Below are 19,734 nucleotides of genomic sequence, written 5' to 3'. Positions count from 1 at the left end.
TTTCTGTATTATACATGAGAGATACAAATGATTAGAATGAAAAACATTCATTTTACTTATTTTATTTTTACAAATACACTAAAAACAGACAGATTGAATCAAAAAATAAAAGAATTGGAGAGTGGATGTATTGATGAATCAGAAGTATGAAAAAATCCTTTCACCTTATACCTTGTCGAATGGAGTAACTTTGGCGAATCGAGTCGTTGTTGCACCGATGACCACCTATTCAGGAAATATAGATGGAAGCGTCTCTTCCGGAGAGTTGGATTACTATAGCAGAAGAGCACAAGGACCAGCTATGTTTATTACCGCGGCTGCGACCATTTCATCACTCGGGACTAGTTTTCCTCGTCAAATGAAAGCATATGGAGAACACAATATACCAGGTCTTACGCAGTTGGCTAATAAAATAAAAGAAAAGGGAGCAAAAGCAATCCTTCAGCTTCATCATGGAGGCAGCGAGAGTCTAATCGGATACATAAGTGAAAGGCGAATGGTTAGCCCGAGTGGTATCGTGGCGAGCCTTTACAAGGATTCAAGTGATGATTACGTTCCACGTACGTTAGAACACGAAGAAATTCTATCTACTATTCAGGATTTTGGACGAGCAACGGAGATAGCTATACGTGTAGGGTTTGATGGTGTGGAAATTCATGGAGCCAACGGATATCTGATTCAACAATTTTTTTCAAGATATTCAAATCTTCGAACAGATATGTGGGGAGGAACACTAGAAAAACGGATGTCCTTTCCATTAGCTGTTATTGAAGAAGTAAAACGAGTCCGAGATCAATATGCGAACAATAATTTTATTATTGGTTATCGCTTCTCACCAGAAGAACCAGAAAAGAATGGTTTGAACATGGAGGAAACAATCGCCTTGGTAGATCAATTGTCTAATCAAGGCTTATCGTACCTACATCTTTCAGTCAAAAACGTTTGGTCCATGCCTCGAAGTGGTTCAAATCAAACAAAAACAAGATCAGAGATTTTTCGGGATGTGATTGCGGATCGAACAAGTTTTCTGTCACTCGGTTCTATACACACACCAGATGATGCCTTGAACGTATTAGAACAAGGAATTCCATTATTCGGATTAGGAAGAGAGTTATTAATGGAACCAGATTGGGTTCGAAAACTAATAGCAGGAAGAGAGGAAGAAATTCGTACGACCTTGTCACGCGATGATCAACAAATGCTCTCCATTCCGGACGAAATGTGGAAAAATATCCTTTCTCGTGATGGATTGCCTGCACAAAGATGAATAAATGTGTAAGCAAAAAGGGGAAATAGACGTGAACAAGAATGCTTTGTTTCAACTAAGTATAGCTATGACTATCTTTGGATCAATTGGCTTTTTTTCAACTTTTACAGGTCTTCCGGCAATTGAATTAGTGTGGGTTCGATGTATTTGTGCTGCTGTATTTCTTATAATGGCATGGATCGTATCTGGACGCTTTAAAAGGGAAAAGTGGAATAGGAAAGAACTCATATACATTGCTTGTTGTGGTATTACGAATGTTTGTAATTGGGTGTTTCTTTTTAAAGCATTTGAGAGAACGTCCATTACAATTGCCATAACCTTATATCATCTAGCTCCTATTATTGTTCTTGTGATGGGTAGCCTTTTCTTTAAAGAAAAAAAGACGAAACTCATGTATGTATCTATGTTAGTTTGTTTTATTGGAACATTGAGTATTATAGGTACCGATGGTGTGCGGTTTGCTTCAGAAAGCTGGAGGGGTATCGTGTACAGCATCATCGCAGCATGTTTCTATGCAGCAACAATGCTGCTAGGAAAGAGTATTACAAAAACTAGTGTATATGCGACCACTTTTATTCAAATGGTGATCGGTCTGATTGTGTTACTTCCATTCATTCATTTTAATAACTATCAAGCAATTGATACTTCTCAGTGGATGTACGTCACTGTAACCGGAGTTATTCATACAGGTATAGTTTATTTTCTGTTTTTCAATAGCATACGTCATTTACCAACAACAGTTGTCTCTTCTATGGTTTTTGTCGACCCTACAGTCGCTATTTTATTAGACGTTTTTTTCGGAAATGTGTATCTAAGGTGGCTACAGCTATTCGGTATATTGTGTATCTTCATCGGATTGTTTTATTCGCTTAAAGCAAGCAGTCATATTGCTAGTATCACTGAAGAGAACTATATTACTCGAACAGGAAAAGTAAGAAGGCAGTAATCTATATTCTTTTAAGAACCATTCTTTCTTTTTGATTTAAATAATCCTAAGAGACCTATGAATGTATGCAGAAAATCTATTCCATAAAATTAGGAATAGATTTTTTGTTTATTTCTACAAACTTGACGTCATGTTGAAACAAAATCCTTCATCTTATCACTAAAGAATAGTTTTCAATTTTATATGGTAGTCATCTGACTAATTTATTATTTTAGGCAAAAAGATACATATGAAACCAAAAATAAATTATCCATTTAATAGAAAAGTTAGTGATTGAAACTTAATAAAGGAAAATATCGTATATATTAGTCGTATAATAACTTTTATGAAAACATAATGACTTACTAAACAAAACAAATACATTTGCCGGAGGGAACATCTATGGTATTAGCTTTCCTTGGCCATAGTATCGGATTCTTTTTATTAACGTTAGGCATCTATTTCATTCGGTCGAAGCATGCGTTGAAAACGCCTTTAGCAGGACACGGAGATAGCGTCGACACGGTGGATTCATTCGTACTCAGTATTATTTTGTCGATTGGTGTTATCCTATTTTGTTCGTTGACCGTCAGACATTACGGTTACGTTTGTGTCTTAGGTGGTCTGTTCATTTTATACGCCGTCAGTGCAGCTTGGTGAGACCTAAAAGAAGTTAGAAAGCAAGATAAAGGGAGCTCAAATCATGATTCAATTACTGAAACAAGTCGACGATCATGTGTATCACATCGTCTTTCACCAAGAAGGGCGTACTTTATTCTGCCGGGAAGGGGTTGCTCGAAAAGAGCAGGCGATTGATAGCGAGGACATGATGGAAACGAATGAGGAGTCCGCAACGAAGCGGATCGTCTTCAAAAGTCCCTTGCGCGCGTATCGTCAGAAAAAAGCATGGGTACGTGAAAAATTAGACGATGGATACATGCGATCACCTTTTGCTCTGTCTGAAGTGATGGATTTTCGTTCAGATCGACGGATCATAAAGTTGCGCATTTTAAGCGCTTTACTCGTCCTATTGAGTGGATTACTGACGCTGACCGATATCTTACCGATTCCGGGATACATAACACTCGTCGTTCTGATGCTTTTCTGGCCGATGCATCTCGAAGGGAAATCCGCGCATGTTCGCATGTATCGATGGTCAGGAGCACTTTTCATGTTCGCATTAGCCGGCTCATCGAAAAACTATTTATCACCGATCAATCTCTCAATTAACGGAATGGTCTGTCTCATCTCAGGGTTCATTCTCCTGTTGTATGCGTCAGAACAATTACAGGAACTTGCGACGAAAGGAATCACATATCATGACGAATCAACAAACGAAGGTGATTGAACTCAAACGCGACAATGGTCAAACGACCGATTACTGGGTCAGTTACTGGATGGGGCGCACGCTGTATCAAGTATCCGTACAAGAACAAGCGGATGGTCAAACGGATGAAGGAGAGGTTGTCAAAGAACGTTTTCCGTTCTATTTCGGAATGAAAAAGCGGATGCTCGAGTTAGCAGAAGAGAAAGAAGCACTTGGTTTTAGACTTTTGACCGAAGAGGAAAAAGCAACGCCTGTCATCGAGGAAGAAGAACCGACGCTCGATCCTGCTTTCTTTAAGCCAGCTATTCGTTATGCCTGGTGGATGCTTGGTCTCGGAATCCTCCTGTTTCTCCTGCCTTCACCGATCCTAAACGGACTCGCGTTTGGACTCGGCTTATTCGTCTGGTATGAGACGTTTGGACAAGCCGGAATGCCGCGCAACTACCAGAGATATTTCCACGGGATGTTAGCTGGATTGACGATTTTACAGGTGTTATCTGCGATTGAGTTGGAACGATTTGCTCAACCGTATTATGCGACGATTTGTGTGATATCAGCAGTCGTGTTGGTTTTTCTCGTCGTCCAATATCGTTTGGAAGAAACCGATCACATCGGTCAGGAGAAAAGTGTTCGAGTTAGGAAAATGAAGGACTATCCGGATGACTTAGATCTTTAAAAACGTATTCACTTAACTTTCGGAAGACTGGAAGACTTTTTGATGCTGTAAAATATAGGCATCACTTAAATCATTTTAGTCAGTCTATTGTAAGAAACATATGGATGTCATACCAAATGATCAATATACTTTAGAACTGATTTTACTTGTATGGGCGATTGGTGCACTCGTCAATCATCATTACGCAAGCGCGAAACACATTTGGTGTTTATTCCTTTGTGGAGATATTTTTGATTCTTAAGATTTTATTACTTGTTGTTCTTTTGATTGCCAAATGCAAAAAAATAATGGTCTCTTAAGTAGTAAAGGAAGGTCAGTTAGCACTCATACATAAAGATTTAGTTAACATAATGAAGTAGGAGACAGTATGATCCGTTTCCTACTTTTTTTGTAATTATGCAATCGATTGCATTCGTATTCTTATTTAACATCCAGGAAAAGGAATTATATTTCTTGCAAAAAACTAGTTTTTATTTCTTAGGATTTATGTAAAAATAGAAAACAATAAACTGAGAGAATTTTTTGAAAAGTGAGCGACCAGATCATTCATCGTTTTGGAATGAGAGAGAGAAGTCATCATTTTTCGAATTCTAAATATCTTATTTTTTGAAAGCCTGGAGGGGAATGTATGAAATTGTTGAAGATGTGGAACCAAATCAGTTTAGTGAAACAAATCGCGATCGGCTTAGTTATTGGTATTATTTTAGCTGTCACGATTCCTGAAGTAGCGAGTTCATTGACCATCTTTGGAACATTATTTGTCTCCTCACTAAAGGCAGTCGCGCCGATTTTGGTCTTTTTCCTAGTCATGGCTTCGATTGTGCAACATAAAAAGGGACAGCAAACGAACATGAAATCAATCATCTTCTTATACCTGCTCGGTACTTTTTTAGCGGGTGCGATTGCGGTCATCGTTAGTTTCTTGTTCCCGGTTTCGATAACATTGACAGAGAGCACAGAAAAGCTGACAGCTCCTGGGAATGCCATCGAAGTCCTGAAGACGCTTGTCTTGAACATGGTCGATAACCCCGTCAATGCATTAGTCCAAGCGAACTACATCGGCATTCTGACGTGGGCGATCATCTTAGGATTAGCGCTTAAAAATGCGTCGGATTCTACAAAAACGTTCATCTCGAACTTCTCAGATGCACTTGCGAAAATGGTTGGATGGATCATTAAGCTTGCTCCGCTCGGTATCATGGGGCTTGTCATCGGTTCGATTACGGAGAACGGTCTCTCGTCACTTCTTGACTATGTGAGCCTGCTAGGGTTACTGATCGGGACGATGCTTGTCGTTGCACTGATCGTTAATCCATTGATCGTCTATATCAACGTCCGTCAAAATCCGTATCCGCTCGTTTTCAAATGTTTACGCGAAAGCGGCATCACGGCATTCTTTACTCGTAGTTCGGCTGCGAACATTCCGGTCAACATGGAACTATCGAAAAAGCTTGGACTTGATAAAGAGACGTACGGCATCTCGATTCCGCTTGGTGCAACAATTAACATGGCAGGGGCTGCAATCACGATTTCCGTCTTGACGCTTGCTGCAGTAAACACACTCGGTATCCAAGTTGATCTTCCAACAGCCATCATCTTAAGTGTCCTCGCTGCCGTCTGTGCGTGTGGCGCCTCTGGTGTCGCTGGGGGATCGCTTCTCTTGATTCCACTTGCGTGTAGCTTATTCGGGATTCCGAATGACGTCGCGATGCAAGTCGTTGCTGTCGGATTTGTCATCGGTGTGTTGCAAGATTCATTTGAGACAGCATTAAACTCGTCGACAGATGTCTTGTTCACTGCGACAGCTGAATATCGAAAACGGTTGAAAGAAGGCGAACACCTCTCGATTAATCGTCAATCGATGAATGAGGAAGTAGCAGAAAAAGTCGTTAACGGCTGATCAGATTCGCTATTATCTTAATAAGAAAAGGCATCCCAGTTGAGGATGCCTTTTCTTATAGACAACCCTCGTTTCGTGATTGAAATAAGGGGTTTCTACAAGTTGTAATCCATTTAACCTTCTCCTAAAGCAACGTATTTTTTTACTTTCCCTTTAAAACTCACCAAAAGAATTTCATTCCTTTCTTTCGTAGAGTATATGACGGTACCCTTTGAGAGCTTTGTAGCAGTTCCATTATCAAAATCGTATTGATCAGAACTCATTTTCTTGATTTCTCCGACTTTTTTACTCTTAGTGACTTCTGTTTTCTCTGCCCATTTTATATCTGATTTGTAGATCGTATCATTTAGTTGAAAAATGTCAGCAGTAGAATCTTCTCCTAATACGTCTAGTGCTGTCGGTTTTTCACTTGTATATTGCATTTTCACTTCATTACTACAAGCAGCTAACGGCCATACAGTTATAATTGAGAGAGCGCATAACAAAACGATTCTTTTCATGACATAACCTCTTTCCCGTTTTTGTATGTTACTCCATGTCGACCATTTAACAACGGACTATCGGCAAAACAGGTCACAGGTTTCTGTTGTTCCATTCGTTTTAAATCCTGTCCGATGTATGCCCATCTGCTCACAAAACAGTCGAAGTGGGGCTCACCCGTGACACGCGCGTTTCAGGAAATCGTCTTGGAACAATTCTTGAAGTCAGAGTGAATCAATTATCTCTACCCAGACTTGATAATAGATCTCTTGATCGAGGTGGACCGTTGCCGAACGTACACGATAGTCTAGATTTTCCGCTAAATAAAAAGCAAGAATCGATGCGACTTTAAAGTCAGGGGTGCAATAACCAGTGATTGAACGACCATGGATCTCATTCGTGATCGACTCCGCCCAAACTTCGGCTTCACGGAATGTCTCGAACTGAAGCATCTCTTCCTTCCAACGAATCGACATCTTTTATGTCCTCCTCTACTGTAGTTAATGTTAGTATATGGAAGAAATAGTATGTTGTTCAAGGGGGGAACGTCAGCCATGAGTCGTTTTGGAATGCATCAGGAAGCAATCAATCCGCCGCTCGGTGCTGCCTTCATCGGTTATCACCGAGAAGTCGGTATCGTAAGCATACACGATCCGCTATATGTCACAGCGAGTATCTTCGAAAGCGAGCAGACGACATCGATCTTCGTCAGCATCGACAACATCGGCATGCTCGTCGCCGATACGGATGTCATCCGTGAAGGCATTGTGGACCAGCTGGACATATCGAAGGAACAGATCATAGTCGTTTACACGCATACGCATTCGGGACCAGCGACAGCAGGAAACGAACCGTTGACCGTCGCCTATAAAACGATTTTGACGCAACAAGCGATTGTATCTGCGGTCAAAGCAAGCGAAGTGATGCAGACGGTCGAGATTGGTTGGGGTGTGACGTCTGGAAAACTCGGCGTCAACCGACGGGAGAAAATAAATGATCAGGCGGTAATGGGAACGGATCCGCTTGGGGTGACGGATGACCGAATCGGGACCCTGTTAGTTCGCCGTGCCGATGATGCGTGTCTCGTCGGTGCCTTCGTTTTCTGTACAGCGCATCCGAACGTCTTGAAATCAGACAGTGTCGTCTTATCCGGTGATTATCCGGGTGTCGCTCGAACGCTACTCGAACAGGCACTCGGCTGTCCGGTCGTGATCGTCCAAGGCGCGACGGGAAACATCAATGCGAAATATCGTGGTGACATAGAGAGTCTTCAAAAAATGGCGTTTACTTTAAGTGGTCATGTCTTGACGACGATTCCAGCCGTGTCGTTTCAACCGTTAACGCACCACCGGATTCAGTCATGCATTCATCCGATGCGCTTAACAGAAGTACCGGCTATGAACGTATTACGAGACATGGCGGATTACGCTGAACAGACATGGGGCGTCAGTGCAGCACGCTGGTTGGCATACGTTCAGGAACGATTGGGAAAAACACTTACCATCCCAGTCGAAATTCAATTGTTTGAACTAAATGAAGGTTCGTTCTCAGGCATCCCGATGGAGCCGTTCTGTGAGACAGCGCTACAGATAAAGCAAACCCGTCAAACGGAATTCGCTTTTTTCGGAGGCTATACGAACGGTTATATTGGTTATTTGCCGACAGCGGAAGAACATCCGTATGGTGGGTACGAAGTGGCAATCAATCCCGTCGTCTACGGTCCGCTGACTGGTCTTTGGATGCCACCTGTACCGGAAACGGCAAACGACATCGTGAATCGTATTCAACAACTCTATGAAACGAACAACAACCCGGCTTCTCTCCTTTGAGAGACCGGGTTGTCGTGATTAAGATTTGATTTTTTTGATGATCCAAAATAAAGAAAAAACGAGTCCGGTTGTCAGTAAAACGAATAAAAGAAGCAGAATGAGTAAGTTAGACAGTTGTAGCATCGGAGACCTCCGTGGATAGGTACAGCTAGATTTTCGAACTTTTCGAATAGTAATAGAGTAACATAGTAATTAACAAAATATAGGTAAATAGGTTGTTGTTTTAGATATTTCTTAATTTATTTACTTATTATATAAAAATAAGTTATTTTATTACATTTAGAAAAAGAGGGAATAACATGATCATCAAAAGATTTATTCTTAGTTTTGTCATCACTTATTTATTCCTCAGTTTGCTTTTATCCTTTAGCATCGGATATACGATTGATTGGATTCCCGAAGCAACTTTGACTCAAAAGATAAAAGGGTACGTCATTGAAGGGTTCACTCGTTTTAATATTATAAAGCTTTTGATTGCTGCAGGTGGAGGTACTGGGTACGGCCTACTCTACCTAAAACCAGGATCACCGAGTTCTCCAAAGCGTTGATTTCCTTTATTTTGAAACTTTTCTTTGTGTGATTCGTTTATAAGGATTAGAACAAGTCAACGTATTGGGGGAAATAAAAATGAAAAAGACAGTTGGTGCAATCATTTTAGCGAGCGGCATGTTGATACTCGGTGGTTGCGGAACAGCAGCAACGCAAACCGATTTATTTGAGCAACAAGGTACATATCTTGGCGATAACAGTAACGTGCGCGACATCGTTCAACAACTACCTCACGGTGATCATTTAAAGAAGATGGAACTGTCGACAAAGGAAAAGCCGTATCAACTGACGTTGTGTTACGGTGGGTATACAGAAGGACAGGTCGAACAAAAAAGTACTCGTACAGCAATCTATAATGCGACGGCACTGTTCACACTGATTCCGAACGTCGATCAAGTCAACATGACGATCGAAGATGCTTCGTATCACTTCACGAAACAAGAGCTACGCGATTGGTATGGAAAGGACTTTACGGCGTACGATAATGAAAAAGCCTTAAAGGCATTCACGAAGCCTTTTATTGAGGATGAACGGAAAGTAAAAGAAATACTAAATTGAAACGAAAAGTGGAAGTAGATGAATTGTTCATCACTTCCACTTTTTTGATATTGATTATTTTCCCGGCTTCGTCTTGTAGAAGCTGTAGAAGACACTGATCAGGATGACGAGGACGATCGTACCGAGCGACATCCAGATTGGCATTTTGTAGACGTCACTGAAAATCATCTTCGCTCCGATGAAGACGAGCATGAAGCTTAAACCGTGTTTCAAGTAGTAGAAACGATCAATCAAGTTCGCGAGGACGAAGTAGAGACTACGAAGTCCAAGGATTGCCATGATGTTCGCATAGAAGATGATGAACGGATCACGCGAGTACGCGAAGCTTGCAGCGACTGAGTCGACGGCGAAGACGATATCTGATACTTCGATGAAGAGTAGGGTGATCAAGAGAGGCGTGAAGAACAACTTCCCATCAATTCGTTTTGCGAACTTACCAGACGAGATGTCTTGTGTGATCGGTAAACGTTTCTCTAACCAACGAATCGTTCTGTTCTCTTCGAGCGACGTCTCTTGACCGATATTCTTGTACATCATCCAACCTGTGTAGACGAGGAACGCTCCGAAGATGTAGTACACCCAAGCGAAGTTCTCAAGTAGCGAGACACCAGCGACGATGAAGATGACGCGGAAGAAGATTGCGCCGAGAATACCCCAGAACAAGACTTTGTGCTGGTACTTCAATGGAATTGCGAAGTACGCGAAGACGAGTGAGAAGACGAAGACGTTATCAATCGCGAGAGCCTTCTCGATGAAGTACACACTCGTATATTCGACAGCAGCGGCGCTACCTTGATCAATATAGAGCCAGCCTCCGAAGGCGACAGCGATCGCGATCCAGACGAACGTCCATGTCCAAGCCTCCCGAAGCGAAACTTCATGTGCCTTGCGATGAAAGACTCCAAGGTCAAGGGCGAGCATGATGAAAACGATGGCTAGAAAAGCAATGAGTAGTGTCAACAGCGCTTCCTCCTTTGAAGTAATTTGTTATCTTGAATTTATTATAAGTTCATAAGAACTCAAAAGTAAAGAGGTAAGTGTGTTCTTTTTTGAAATTGTGAACAAAATCCGCCAAAGGCACTGCTCATGCGAACAGTGCCTTTGGCGGATTACGTGAGTGGTAGAGAATGCAGTTCAACATACAGAGCGAGCGTATCGATGATTGTAGCCGAGCTCATCGTACACTCATGCGATCGTTAAACATGAAAATCTTCTTTTACTGCTGTTCGAGACGACGTGAGAAACCAGTCAAGATGACGGCAAGAATGACCATGATAGCGCCGACCCATGGCGTGTGGACGAGTCCGATCGTATCGGTGACGAGACCACCGATCGTTGCCCCAAGTGCGATTCCGATATTGAAAGCTGCAATATTTAAGGCAGAGGCGACATCGACTGCTGCTGGGACGTATTTTTCAGCCAACTGGACGATATAGAGTTGGAGTCCAGGGACGTTCATGAAGGCAAGAAGTCCCATTAAGATGATCCCGATGATGCCAGCGACCTTGAACGGAATCATGAATGAGAGGGCAATCATGACAATGGCATGGATGATGAACATATAGAACAATGCTTTAATCGGGTTACCATTCGCGAGTTTTCCGCCAACCGTGTTCCCGATTGCGACGGCGATTCCGTAGACGAGCAGAATGATACTGATTAAGCTCGGACTGATTTTCGTGACGTCCTGCATGATCGGCGTTAAATAAGTAAACGCGACGAACGTCCCACCGTAACCGAGGGCAGTGATTAAGAAACCGAGCATCAATCGTCCGTTCGTCAATAGTTTGAACATGTCGGAGAACTTCGCAGGTGGTGATTGTTTCAAGTCTTTTGGAATCAAGAAGAAGCTTGCGATGATTGCAATGATTCCGAGTGCAGCAACCGCGAAGAACGTCGCGCGCCAGCCGAACGATTGACCAATGAATGTACCAAGCGGGACACCCGTGACGGTCGCGACCGTCAGACCGGTAAACATCAAGGCGATGGCACTTGCTTTTTTATGCTCCGGTACGAGCTGGACAGCAATCGTCGCACCAATCGAGAAGAAGACGCCGTGCGAGAAAGCGGTAATGAAACGGGCGACGATCAACAATTCAAATGTCGGTGAGATCGCGGAGATCAGGTTACCGGCGATGAAGACGACCATCAACGCCATCAGTAACGTTTTCCGATTCATCCGGTTCGTTAGTGCCGTCAAAATCGGTGCTCCGACGGCGACACCGATTGCGTAACCAGAGATGATGAGACCAGCGAGTGTGATACCGATATTCAAGTCACCAGCGATTGCTGCGAGCAGTCCGACGGGAACGAATTCCGTCGTACCGATCCCAAAAGCGCTGATTGCTAGAGCGAGCAGGGCAAGTCCGCCGTTTCTTGGAGCCTGTTCCTCCTGTACCTGTTGATTTAATTGATTCATGGGGATTCCTCCTAAAAATGATTTCAGTAGGGATCGTGTTCAGTGGGCCCGCCGAACGTGATCCGATTGACATGACCCCAGCATAACGGGGGTGTTTCCTTTCGGGAAGTACGTACTTTAAAGTGCGATAGGCACTAAAAAGTACCCTACTCCTTCTTTTAGATGCAAGGTCTAAAAGGAGATTGTACTTTCCGTTGACAATTGCTATCATATAGCCAGCCAATCCGCTTGGGAAGTACGCACTTTCAAGTACGATAGGCACTAAAAAGTGCCTATGTTCTCAACGGAATCTCGAAAGGATGGATCATATATGGCATACAATATCCCGGTCGAAGCAACACTAGAAGTCATCGGTGGAAAGTGGAAGGTCGTCATCATGTGTCATTTGATCAAAGGTGAGCGTCGGACGAGTGAGCTCCGTAAGCTGATGCCGACGATCACGCAAAAGATGCTGACGCAACAATTACGGGAGTTAGAAGAAGACGGTATCATCATCCGGACGGTCTTTGAACAAGTCCCACCGAAAGTCGTCTACTCGTTATCCGAGTACGGCTGGTCGCTGAAGCCGATTCTTGACGCGATGTGCGCATGGGGTGAAGGACATATCAATTTGACAGGCGGAGAGGTTGTTTCGTCTTAATCGCCAGAAAAAAGGTTCGACATTATGGTCGATCCTTTTTTTGCGCTCAAATTTTCTGGAAATAAATAAGTTGTACAGTAAGTGATCATTAGAAAAATCTTTTATTATATTTACTCCATCAACTGTGAAAAATCCTTAAATTTTTTGGGCGGTTTTTATCAGATATCAATAAAACAAGTCAATAAAGTACTAGTATTGAGAAATCCCTTGATAAGAAAGTCATGAATACAACATGATTGATTTGAGTCTATAGGGCAGGTTCCTGATTTTGGAATATTTGTTACGATCAAGTGGAAGAAAGTTTTAATTTTCTCTTTCAAGAACTAATGCCATGTTTCATCAGAGTGAATGACTTTCTATCTTGACAGAGAAAGGAGGAGTTCGGATGTCTGCTATGTTCGTGTCGTATCAATTATCTTTGGAAGAAAAGTTCTTCAACATGATCGAAAACAAATGGTTCTGGATGGTTTTCGCTCTTGTCATTTTAGTAGGAGTATTCGCATATGCGTTCTATTGCACGAGCCGAGGTTATAGCTTTAATGGAAACGTAAAATTAAACTGGCCAAAGTTCTGGCAAATGGGAATTGGCTGTAAAGCCTCGTAACGTACTTAACTGGCGGGGGCTCCTTGAGCTCCCGCTTCTTTCAGGAGGTAGAAACATGATTGAAATCGATGGTTTGAAAAAATCATTTAAAAAGAATCGCGTTATCGATGCGTTATCAGCATCATTTTCTTCAACGGGTGTCTCTGTCATAGTTGGAACAAATGGCAGTGGAAAGACGACACTATTGAATATGTTGACGAATTTGCTAGAAGCTGACGGTGGCGGCATTCGAATTGATGGTATTACACCTGGTAGTCAGGCATACAAATCTAAATTTTTCTATCTTCCTTCTGACTTTTATTTACCAGGCTACATGACTGGTAAGGAATATGTACAGTTCGTTTTAAGTCGATATGAGACAAGTGAAGAGGATAAAGCTCCTCTTTTAATGGACTTACTCGATTTGGCGGACGGTCAAAATAAAACCATTGAGTCGTATTCCTTTGGTATGAAGAAAAAAATTCAAATTGTCGCAGCCATTGCTGCCAATACTGACTATATAATTGCTGATGAAATTTTCGGCGGACTTGATTTTGATACGTCTTTGCTCGTTCAGGAACTGTTTGCAGCAGTCAGCACGACGAAAAAAGTGATTATCGTCTCTCATGAACGAAATACGATTGATCGTTTTCCCGAAGATATACGACTTATGAGACAAGGTTCACTTGTCAATTTTGAAGGAACTCCAGAGGAATTGACGGATGTTATTAAACAAGAGGAGGTCTTACGTGAAAAGCTCGACATCGTCAGCAAACATTTTATGTCTACTGAAATTCTTCTTTAATGATACGTTTCATGGACTTTTCAATCGTCCTTTTTTTAAAAGTCGGATGAATCGGTACGTGTTAGGTATTCTTCTAATGGGTCTCTATCTTGGATACTTTTATCTAAACATGGTTCAGCTCTCCACCCTATCGAATAATGCAGTGGAAGCAGATGAGACAACACGATTGCTGGCAGGGAAGATGACGCTCAGCAGTTATTTTAATGTCGTCTTTATTTTAGGTACCTTTATGTTCGTTTTAATTAATGGAACCGTCTCATTGAATCGGAACTCTTTATTTTTTGCGAAGACACTTCCATTCTCAGAAAGAGAAGTCAATATCAGCCAGCGATTATTTAAACTCTCTGTTGCCCTAGTCTTTTTCGAATTTCTGATGATCATTGTTGCACCAGCACTGAAACTAATTCCTATGCGCTTGGGAACGGCACTGCTTGTTTTACTAACACTCCATACTGTATTCATCAGTAGCTTTTGGTTATTGGATTGTCTCCATGCAGCAGTATTGCATCGTTTATCAGGTATGAAGCGTACTATTTTCAGTTTCATTCTTGATCTAGTATTAGTGGGTCTCGTGACACTTCATTTATTAAAAACACGATTTCAGGTTGATGTATGGGTTAGTACGTTACCGTATTCGATTTTAACGATCACGTTAGTTATGTTGATGACGAGTCTTGTCGTTGGCACGATTGCCTATACTCTTCATGCAGTTTTCTTTGCTCGAAACCATTTGTATGTCCGGCAGAATTACTTCAAGTTAGGATTGCCTGCTTTCAATATTGGTTTAGCGACTACTATGCCTGCAATCATCCGAAGTAAAAACTTTCTGTACTTTTGGGCATTACTTGGTGTGATGTCAATCGGAGCATGGTACCAAGTCGGGTGGGGGGGAACTTTTCAACTCTGGTTGTTCTTATTGCCGATACTTGGAGTAGTGACGATTACATATGCAGACGCAACATTAGCAGTTAGAAAGTTGTACGGACTGTACCGGATCCATCCCTTGATGGAACTCATGTCACTCCTTGCTGTCGCCATCATCTTGATGGCACCTGCACTATATGTCGGTATCATTGAGACAAACAGTTTGAATCCATATATGTATGGAATCAATATCTTTTTCGCGGCTACAATTGCAGGATTTTTATTTCCGAAATCTCAAAGTAATATCAATGAGACGATTGCATCCGTGTTGACGATCATTTTAATTGTCTTACTGTCTGTCCTCGTCAGTATCGATGGGGCATTGTATCCGACATTAGCGATCTTACTTGGTGTTTTATATCTCATTTTAAAGAAAGAATACGAGGTGGCAAAATGAAAATCACGAAATTAATTGGTGTTGGTACTGTTTTGTGGGCAATTATTTTTTTAGTCGATTATATTTATGAATTGTTTCAAATCAATGAAACGAGTGTCGTGACGACGATGACAGGATTAAAAATTACAACGGTAATGACAAAAGAAGAATTAAATACACACTTCGCGTTGACACTTCAAGCGCTTGTTCTCTATTTGGTATTTATCGTTTTATTCACATTGTTTGGTGTCTTCTTACAGAAGCGGCGAACGTTAGCGCGTCATGACAGCTGAGACAGGTTTGCATCTCATCAGCTATATTCTTCTGATTTTCATTGTCGTAGCGATACACGAAATGATCCATTTATTGTTCGCATGGGTGTTTCGACGGCGACCGACAGTGAAACTCGATCGATTTTTAACGCCAATCGTCCGCTATGAGAATAATCAGAATGACTGGCAAAATTTAATCATTGCTGCTTCTGCACCTGCGATTTTATTTTCGTTCGGTATTTGGATAGAAGGAGATGGCGGTGGATGGGTCTTAGTTAAAATTTTATGTTTATCAAATGTATTTAATTTTTTCCCGGTGACAACAGACGGCCAGATGATCATGTTATCTTGCTTAAGAATAATTAGAAAAGAAAAGCGCAGAAATGACGCTCTGTAATATTTGTGCATTTCCATGTAAATAACCCCTCATTCCTCGAGCGGAATGAGGGGTTATTTACATGGAAAAGATTCTAGCGAAGATAAATTTGGTGTCCGGCGTTATTTTTGAGCGATATACCTCTTTTGATCGAAATCATATTTAAATGCAACGATCATTAATGCATCACCCGTTGGATTTCGATACGAGTAGAGAAGCGTCGCCTGTTTTTCTCGGTACACGACTGTGCCTTCAGCATAGACTTCTCCAATCGTAGAGTAATCTTCTGTATGATGAAGCGTCATGACACCAAGTCCTATACCTGAAAGAACACAATCGACGTCAGCTAGCGTCATGCCGGGCTTGATCTTCTTTCCAGGTAAGAGTCGTTTCTTTGACGGTGTTTTAGGGATGTATTCCTTCTCTGCAAGGTATAAGGTGTGACCGTTTTGTTTCGTCTTGAAAATCAGATGCATTCTTTGCTTAAACCAATGATCGTCTGTTACTTCATAGGGATAAAAGGCAAAAGCGTACAAAGCATAGTCATCTTCAATTTCTCGTAATGCAGCTTTTTGTTTGAGTGTTGTGACGCCATGCTCTTTCTTTATGTATTTCCTATATGATTTTCCGTAGAGCGATTTTGCAACGTTTGTCGCAGTCATGCCGAGTTTTAGCTTCTTGTAAGACGCATACTCCTTTGTCGCTGCGTCGACAGAATGAGGTGCGAAAACAGCACCAATCATCGAAAGTGTGAACAGAAGCGCGAAGAGTACTTTCAACTGAACACGGTGTGACTTTTTCGGACGTATCATCATAATTGTGTCTCCTTTGATGAGCTTATTAAAAACCGTGCGATTCTTTTCGTTTGAGATACCAGAGTAGTCCTGTGGTAATGCAAAGACCCATCGCACCTAGTATTCCGATGTACAAGAAACCATTGAGATCATTTCCGATATTCTTTTGAAAAAAATAGGATGAACCAAAAATCGCAGTGGCAAGCATGAAAATATTGCGTAGATGGCGAAGTATTTGGAGCATTGTGGACAATCCCTTCTGATTCAGTTGTCTGCTCGACGGATTTCAATCGCGACAGTCGAGTCCTTTGCAAACGTCACTTGAATCGTGTCACCCGTCTGAATGTCAGCCGTGTTATCTATTTTGCCATACACGATCGTATCCGTTGTGACGCGAATCTTTGTCAAAGCATACTGTTCGTCCGGTTTTTGTTCGCTCGGAGCGACGAATAACGTGTCCCCTGTAATCTCTTCGACAACACGTGCATCGTTCTCGTGTGTACAGGAACCAAGCGGCATACAAAGGAATAGAATAAAAGCGAAAAGCCAACGACGCGTCGGCATGAACCAGGCACCTACTTTCGTCAGTTAATAGGGTTAGATGAAATCGTATTATTATATAAATTTTACCAGTTGTGACACCGATTGATGCAAATCAGAAAAATCTTTCTTGCTTTGAAATGAAAGGAATTCAAGCATAAACTACGTATGATTGATAAAATACCCTCATCTCGATCAGGGGAGGAATTACGATAAAGCTAGCCATCTGTACCTGCTACGAACCACTGGATGTTGTGCATATTAGAGTGATACCTCGTTTGGATCCGAAATCAACTGTAGTACTCATCAAAGTGTATGCATCTGTCGTCCACTCCAATCTTGATTTACGTTGCATCGTGCGCTGCCGGAACGGCTGCTGTTCGAATCGCAAAAGCAAAAGGGCTTCAGGTGACGGCTGTCTGTAATGGACAAAATGCGGAGCGGGTCAAAGCGCTCGGTGCCGATCACGTCATCGATTATACAAAGGACGGCTACGATGGATTGTTGCTGAAGTACGATGCCGTCTTCGATGCGTCTGGAAAGATTAATAAGACGAAAGCGAAACGGCACGTCAAACAAAACGAGTCTTTGTATCCGTCGCGGGATAAGGTGTGGCGAGAGAACGGAAAGAAGATATACACTATTTGAATAAACTGTTTGAAACGGGACGATTTAGAGCCGTCACGACCATATCTGTTCACTTGATGAAATCGTCGAAGCGCACCGTTATGTCGACACCGGGCGAAAATTCGGTAACGTCGTCGTGATGATTGCAGAAGAAATAAAATGATTCAGTAGCTTGGAAGTCATTGTTTTTGAGTGTTCATTGCTTGAGAAGAGTGTATAAATTACAAAGAAAACGAATGGAACATGACATCGTTTAGTATAGATAATATCATTCAAAAAAGACCTTCTCGATTGTATCAAGAAGGTGTTTGCTTTAGTTTCGCTTCGGCAAACTGATCGTCATATTCATTTACTGCCTGTATCATCTTGTTGAAGTCTTAAAATCGATTAGATGATAAATCGAAATTAATGCTTGCAGCTGCACGGGAACCATCAGCGGCTGCCATCAATAAAGAAGAAGGACCTCGTTTTTCGGTCTCTCCGGCAACGTATACCCCTTCGACGGATGTACGACCAGTTCCATCCGTTACGATGGCTCCACTCTCATCGAATGTACATCGTAATTGTTGAGCCAAACCGTTTGAACGATGGAATTTAGGAACGACGAATCCACCTTGTCTTGCAACCATTGTTCCATCTTCTAATTCAATATGTTCTAGAATACCTGCCTTTCCATGTAGGCGTTTAATTTTTGTGGTGTATGCTTGAATGTGATTACGATCTAAATCGTTCCGAACGTCTTCAGATAGTGCAAAACCATTTGTAAAAACAACTAAATCGTTCGACCAATTGAAAACGAGCTTTGCTAAATGGTGAGTAAAGGCTGGATCTTCGGCAATGACAGCTAAGGGTAAGTCTCGCATCTCCCAGCCATCGCAATAGGGACAACTGAACAAACTTTTTCCATAATACTCCTTGATTGTCTCCAGGGGAAATTCTTCTTGAATTCCGGTTGCGAGTAGTAGCGTTTCAGTTATATAACGATGCTGACTGGTTGAAACTTCAAACAGATGATTCTGATTATCTTGTTTTACTTCGATGACTTTTTCGTTGCAAATCGTAATGGACGGATATGCTTGTAGTTCTTTTAATCCAATCTCTCTAAACTCTGACGGTGTAATTCCATCTCGAGTGAGATAACCATGTGATTCTTGTGTGACACGATTTCGATTTGTAGCATCATCGAAAATCACAACATGTCTTCGGGCTCTTCCTAATGTTAAGGCAGCAGCTGATCCGGCGGCACCTCCGCCAATCACGATGCAATCATATACGTTCATGAACATTTCCTCCTTTTAGATAACAGATATTAAAGAGTCATAGTGTCTGTAATTAAAGCAAAAGACATCACTTGTTTCAAATGGATGATGTCTCATTAACTTGATTAGATAAGTCACTAATAAGCGTGTGTCTTAATGAATCTAAAAATTTGTGTTCAGCAGTTTCGATTGATTTCTGAATCAAGCAGTTCGGATTGTTGTTCAGACAAGCGTCAGACATGGATGGTACGCCTTCAATTGCAATGATGACATCAAGCAATGAAATCTCTTCCCAACTTGGTTTTAATTTGTATCCACCTGTAGCTCCAGTAGTCGAGATCACCATACCCGTTTTGACTAGCTTAGTTAAAATCTTCGAGAGGTATGTGGGTGAAACGCCTTGTTGCTTGGCTAACGAGGCTACACCAATATGATCATGAGGCTGATTTACAGCTAAAAATAACATCGTATGGAGTGCATAATTGGTTGCTTTTGATAATTTCATATTCTCACCTTAATTACAGACTTGATATGTCTATAATACCGATATTCGTACGAATATCCAAATGTTATCACTTCAAACTAATGAAAGAATGATTTATCTACAA

The 19,734-nt window shown here is 41.7% G+C and carries 24 protein-coding genes; 16 read left to right on the top strand and 8 right to left on the bottom strand.

Annotation, left to right across the window (positions count from 1 at the left end; genetic code table 11):
- Positions 1 to 133: 133 nt before the first annotated feature.
- The 6 genes from BW42_RS05325 to sstT all read left to right on the top strand — a co-directional run bounded on the left by BW42_RS05325 (position 134) and on the right by sstT (position 6,095).
- Entirely contained in the window at positions 134 to 1,267 is a 1,134-nt protein-coding gene (locus BW42_RS05325) for an NADH-dependent flavin oxidoreductase (protein WP_035408282.1), read from the top strand.
- 31 nt (positions 1,268 to 1,298) lie between these two features.
- The gene (locus tag BW42_RS05320) at positions 1,299 to 2,213 is read left to right on the top strand and encodes a DMT family transporter (RefSeq protein ID WP_155960159.1); all 915 of its coding nucleotides are present in this window, start codon (positions 1,299 to 1,301) and stop codon (positions 2,211 to 2,213) included.
- A gap of 381 nt (positions 2,214 to 2,594) precedes the next feature.
- A complete protein-coding gene (locus BW42_RS05315; protein ID WP_035408278.1) occupies positions 2,595 to 2,852 on the top strand; it encodes a hypothetical protein in 258 nt (85 codons plus the stop codon).
- Between the two features lie 43 nt (positions 2,853 to 2,895).
- Positions 2,896 to 3,540 carry a hypothetical protein gene (locus BW42_RS05310; RefSeq protein WP_035408276.1) on the top strand — a complete coding sequence of 215 codons (645 nt, stop codon included), beginning with the start codon at positions 2,896 to 2,898 and terminating at the stop codon, positions 3,538 to 3,540.
- Positions 3,512 to 4,195 carry a hypothetical protein gene (locus BW42_RS05305; RefSeq protein ID WP_035408273.1) on the top strand — a complete coding sequence of 228 codons (684 nt, stop codon included), beginning with the start codon at positions 3,512 to 3,514 and terminating at the stop codon, positions 4,193 to 4,195. Before BW42_RS05310 ends, BW42_RS05305 begins: the two co-directional genes overlap by 29 nt.
- A gap of 628 nt (positions 4,196 to 4,823) precedes the next feature.
- On the top strand, positions 4,824 to 6,095 hold the full coding sequence (gene sstT, locus BW42_RS05300; RefSeq protein ID WP_035408270.1) for a serine/threonine transporter SstT: 1,272 nt from the start codon (positions 4,824 to 4,826) through the stop codon (positions 6,093 to 6,095).
- A 113-nt stretch (positions 6,096 to 6,208) separates the two neighbouring features.
- On the opposite strand, the gene BW42_RS05295 is transcribed toward sstT, so the two are convergent.
- Positions 6,209 to 6,595, bottom strand: a complete 387-nt coding sequence (locus tag BW42_RS05295) for a hypothetical protein (RefSeq protein WP_035408269.1) — start codon at positions 6,593 to 6,595, stop codon at positions 6,209 to 6,211.
- 204 nt (positions 6,596 to 6,799) lie between these two features.
- Positions 6,800 to 7,051, bottom strand: coding sequence for a hypothetical protein (locus BW42_RS05290; protein ID WP_052019037.1), 252 nt, complete (start codon positions 7,049 to 7,051; stop codon positions 6,800 to 6,802).
- Positions 7,052 to 7,129: 78 nt separating this feature from the next.
- Between BW42_RS05290 and BW42_RS05285 the strand changes: the two genes are divergently transcribed.
- From BW42_RS05285 to BW42_RS05275, 3 genes are all read left to right on the top strand, one after another.
- Complete coding sequence (locus tag BW42_RS05285) at positions 7,130 to 8,404, top strand: alkaline ceramidase (protein WP_035408266.1); 1,275 nt, start codon at positions 7,130 to 7,132, stop codon at positions 8,402 to 8,404.
- A gap of 299 nt (positions 8,405 to 8,703) precedes the next feature.
- Entirely contained in the window at positions 8,704 to 8,952 is a 249-nt protein-coding gene (locus BW42_RS05280) for a hypothetical protein (RefSeq protein WP_069201460.1), read from the top strand.
- Between the two features lie 79 nt (positions 8,953 to 9,031).
- On the top strand, positions 9,032 to 9,511 hold the full coding sequence (locus BW42_RS05275) for a DUF4825 domain-containing protein (protein ID WP_035408264.1): 480 nt from the start codon (positions 9,032 to 9,034) through the stop codon (positions 9,509 to 9,511).
- A 54-nt stretch (positions 9,512 to 9,565) separates the two neighbouring features.
- On the opposite strand, the gene BW42_RS05270 is transcribed toward BW42_RS05275, so the two are convergent.
- Entirely contained in the window at positions 9,566 to 10,471 is a 906-nt protein-coding gene (locus tag BW42_RS05270) for a TerC family protein (protein WP_035408262.1), read from the bottom strand.
- A gap of 256 nt (positions 10,472 to 10,727) precedes the next feature.
- The gene (locus tag BW42_RS05265; RefSeq protein WP_035408260.1) at positions 10,728 to 11,930 is read right to left on the bottom strand and encodes an MFS transporter; all 1,203 of its coding nucleotides are present in this window, start codon (positions 11,928 to 11,930) and stop codon (positions 10,728 to 10,730) included.
- 310 nt (positions 11,931 to 12,240) lie between these two features.
- On the opposite strand from BW42_RS05265, the gene BW42_RS05260 reads away from it, so the two are divergent.
- The 6 genes from BW42_RS05260 to BW42_RS16675 all read left to right on the top strand — a co-directional run bounded on the left by BW42_RS05260 (position 12,241) and on the right by BW42_RS16675 (position 15,927).
- Positions 12,241 to 12,570: a helix-turn-helix domain-containing protein gene (locus BW42_RS05260; protein ID WP_035408258.1), complete on the top strand. Its 330-nt coding sequence runs from the start codon at positions 12,241 to 12,243 to the stop codon at positions 12,568 to 12,570.
- A 385-nt stretch (positions 12,571 to 12,955) separates the two neighbouring features.
- Positions 12,956 to 13,174 carry a hypothetical protein gene (locus tag BW42_RS05255; protein ID WP_035408256.1) on the top strand — a complete coding sequence of 73 codons (219 nt, stop codon included), beginning with the start codon at positions 12,956 to 12,958 and terminating at the stop codon, positions 13,172 to 13,174.
- A gap of 55 nt (positions 13,175 to 13,229) precedes the next feature.
- Positions 13,230 to 13,958: an ATP-binding cassette domain-containing protein gene (locus BW42_RS05250; protein WP_035408255.1), complete on the top strand. Its 729-nt coding sequence runs from the start codon at positions 13,230 to 13,232 to the stop codon at positions 13,956 to 13,958.
- Positions 13,959 to 14,016: 58 nt separating this feature from the next.
- On the top strand, positions 14,017 to 15,279 hold the full coding sequence (locus BW42_RS05245) for a hypothetical protein (RefSeq protein ID WP_231496859.1): 1,263 nt from the start codon (positions 14,017 to 14,019) through the stop codon (positions 15,277 to 15,279).
- The gene (locus BW42_RS05240) at positions 15,276 to 15,551 is read left to right on the top strand and encodes a hypothetical protein (RefSeq protein ID WP_035408250.1); all 276 of its coding nucleotides are present in this window, start codon (positions 15,276 to 15,278) and stop codon (positions 15,549 to 15,551) included. The genes BW42_RS05245 and BW42_RS05240 overlap by 4 nt, the downstream gene beginning before the upstream one ends.
- Entirely contained in the window at positions 15,541 to 15,927 is a 387-nt protein-coding gene (locus tag BW42_RS16675; RefSeq protein WP_081780372.1) for a metalloprotease family protein, read from the top strand. The genes BW42_RS05240 and BW42_RS16675 overlap by 11 nt, the downstream gene beginning before the upstream one ends.
- Positions 15,928 to 16,028: 101 nt before the next feature.
- Here BW42_RS16675 and BW42_RS05230 read toward each other — a convergent pair whose 3' ends face one another.
- Together BW42_RS05230 and BW42_RS05220 are read right to left on the bottom strand one after the other, a co-directional pair.
- Positions 16,029 to 16,721 carry a hypothetical protein gene (locus BW42_RS05230; protein ID WP_035408246.1) on the bottom strand — a complete coding sequence of 231 codons (693 nt, stop codon included), beginning with the start codon at positions 16,719 to 16,721 and terminating at the stop codon, positions 16,029 to 16,031.
- A 243-nt stretch (positions 16,722 to 16,964) separates the two neighbouring features.
- Complete coding sequence (locus tag BW42_RS05220; protein ID WP_035408243.1) at positions 16,965 to 17,264, bottom strand: hypothetical protein; 300 nt, start codon at positions 17,262 to 17,264, stop codon at positions 16,965 to 16,967.
- Between the two features lie 291 nt (positions 17,265 to 17,555).
- Here BW42_RS05220 and BW42_RS05215 point away from each other — a divergent pair, with 291 nt between their 5' ends.
- Entirely contained in the window at positions 17,556 to 17,888 is a 333-nt protein-coding gene (locus BW42_RS05215; RefSeq protein WP_052019035.1) for a zinc-binding dehydrogenase, read from the top strand.
- Positions 17,889 to 18,244: 356 nt separating this feature from the next.
- Here BW42_RS05215 and BW42_RS05210 read toward each other — a convergent pair whose 3' ends face one another.
- The gene (locus tag BW42_RS05210; RefSeq protein WP_035408240.1) at positions 18,245 to 19,147 is read right to left on the bottom strand and encodes an NAD(P)/FAD-dependent oxidoreductase; all 903 of its coding nucleotides are present in this window, start codon (positions 19,145 to 19,147) and stop codon (positions 18,245 to 18,247) included.
- A gap of 76 nt (positions 19,148 to 19,223) precedes the next feature.
- Entirely contained in the window at positions 19,224 to 19,631 is a 408-nt protein-coding gene (locus BW42_RS05205; RefSeq protein ID WP_035408238.1) for an Rrf2 family transcriptional regulator, read from the bottom strand.
- Positions 19,632 to 19,734: the final 103 nt, after the last annotated feature.

Origin of the sequence: Exiguobacterium sp. RIT341, from assembly GCF_000632205.1 — a bacterium.
GTDB lineage: Bacteria > Bacillota > Bacilli > Exiguobacteriales > Exiguobacteriaceae > Exiguobacterium_A.
The sequence above is the reverse complement of the archived record's forward strand: the minus strand, read 5'-3'. Positions and strand labels throughout refer to the sequence as shown.

Excerpts from the sequence above, each read along its gene's own strand:
- BW42_RS05310 (WP_035408276.1), top strand. The coding sequence starts at position 2,896 with ATGATTCAATTACTGAAACAAGTCGACGATCATGTGTATCACATCGTC.
- BW42_RS16675 (WP_081780372.1), top strand. The coding sequence starts at position 15,541 with ATGACAGCTGAGACAGGTTTGCATCTCATCAGCTATATTCTTCTGATT.
- BW42_RS05305 (WP_035408273.1), top strand. The coding sequence starts at position 3,512 with ATGACGAATCAACAAACGAAGGTGATTGAACTCAAACGCGACAATGGT.
- BW42_RS05255 (WP_035408256.1), top strand. The coding sequence starts at position 12,956 with ATGTCTGCTATGTTCGTGTCGTATCAATTATCTTTGGAAGAAAAGTTC.
- BW42_RS05210 (WP_035408240.1), bottom strand. The coding sequence starts at position 19,147 with ATGAACGTATATGATTGCATCGTGATTGGCGGAGGTGCCGCCGGATCA.
- BW42_RS05315 (WP_035408278.1), top strand. The coding sequence starts at position 2,595 with ATGGTATTAGCTTTCCTTGGCCATAGTATCGGATTCTTTTTATTAACG.
- BW42_RS05265 (WP_035408260.1), bottom strand. The coding sequence starts at position 11,930 with ATGAATCAATTAAATCAACAGGTACAGGAGGAACAGGCTCCAAGAAAC.
- BW42_RS05325 (WP_035408282.1), top strand. The coding sequence starts at position 134 with ATGAATCAGAAGTATGAAAAAATCCTTTCACCTTATACCTTGTCGAAT.
- BW42_RS05230 (WP_035408246.1), bottom strand. The coding sequence starts at position 16,721 with ATGATGATACGTCCGAAAAAGTCACACCGTGTTCAGTTGAAAGTACTC.
- BW42_RS05285 (WP_035408266.1), top strand. The coding sequence starts at position 7,130 with ATGAGTCGTTTTGGAATGCATCAGGAAGCAATCAATCCGCCGCTCGGT.
- BW42_RS05240 (WP_035408250.1), top strand. The coding sequence starts at position 15,276 with ATGAAAATCACGAAATTAATTGGTGTTGGTACTGTTTTGTGGGCAATT.
- BW42_RS05205 (WP_035408238.1), bottom strand. The coding sequence starts at position 19,631 with ATGAAATTATCAAAAGCAACCAATTATGCACTCCATACGATGTTATTT.
- BW42_RS05250 (WP_035408255.1), top strand. The coding sequence starts at position 13,230 with ATGATTGAAATCGATGGTTTGAAAAAATCATTTAAAAAGAATCGCGTT.
- BW42_RS05290 (WP_052019037.1), bottom strand. The coding sequence starts at position 7,051 with ATGTCGATTCGTTGGAAGGAAGAGATGCTTCAGTTCGAGACATTCCGT.
- BW42_RS05275 (WP_035408264.1), top strand. The coding sequence starts at position 9,032 with ATGAAAAAGACAGTTGGTGCAATCATTTTAGCGAGCGGCATGTTGATA.
- sstT (WP_035408270.1), top strand. The coding sequence starts at position 4,824 with ATGAAATTGTTGAAGATGTGGAACCAAATCAGTTTAGTGAAACAAATC.
- BW42_RS05280 (WP_069201460.1), top strand. The coding sequence starts at position 8,704 with ATGATCATCAAAAGATTTATTCTTAGTTTTGTCATCACTTATTTATTC.
- BW42_RS05220 (WP_035408243.1), bottom strand. The coding sequence starts at position 17,264 with ATGCCGACGCGTCGTTGGCTTTTCGCTTTTATTCTATTCCTTTGTATG.
- BW42_RS05215 (WP_052019035.1), top strand. The coding sequence starts at position 17,556 with ATGCATCTGTCGTCCACTCCAATCTTGATTTACGTTGCATCGTGCGCT.
- BW42_RS05295 (WP_035408269.1), bottom strand. The coding sequence starts at position 6,595 with ATGAAAAGAATCGTTTTGTTATGCGCTCTCTCAATTATAACTGTATGG.
- BW42_RS05260 (WP_035408258.1), top strand. The coding sequence starts at position 12,241 with ATGGCATACAATATCCCGGTCGAAGCAACACTAGAAGTCATCGGTGGA.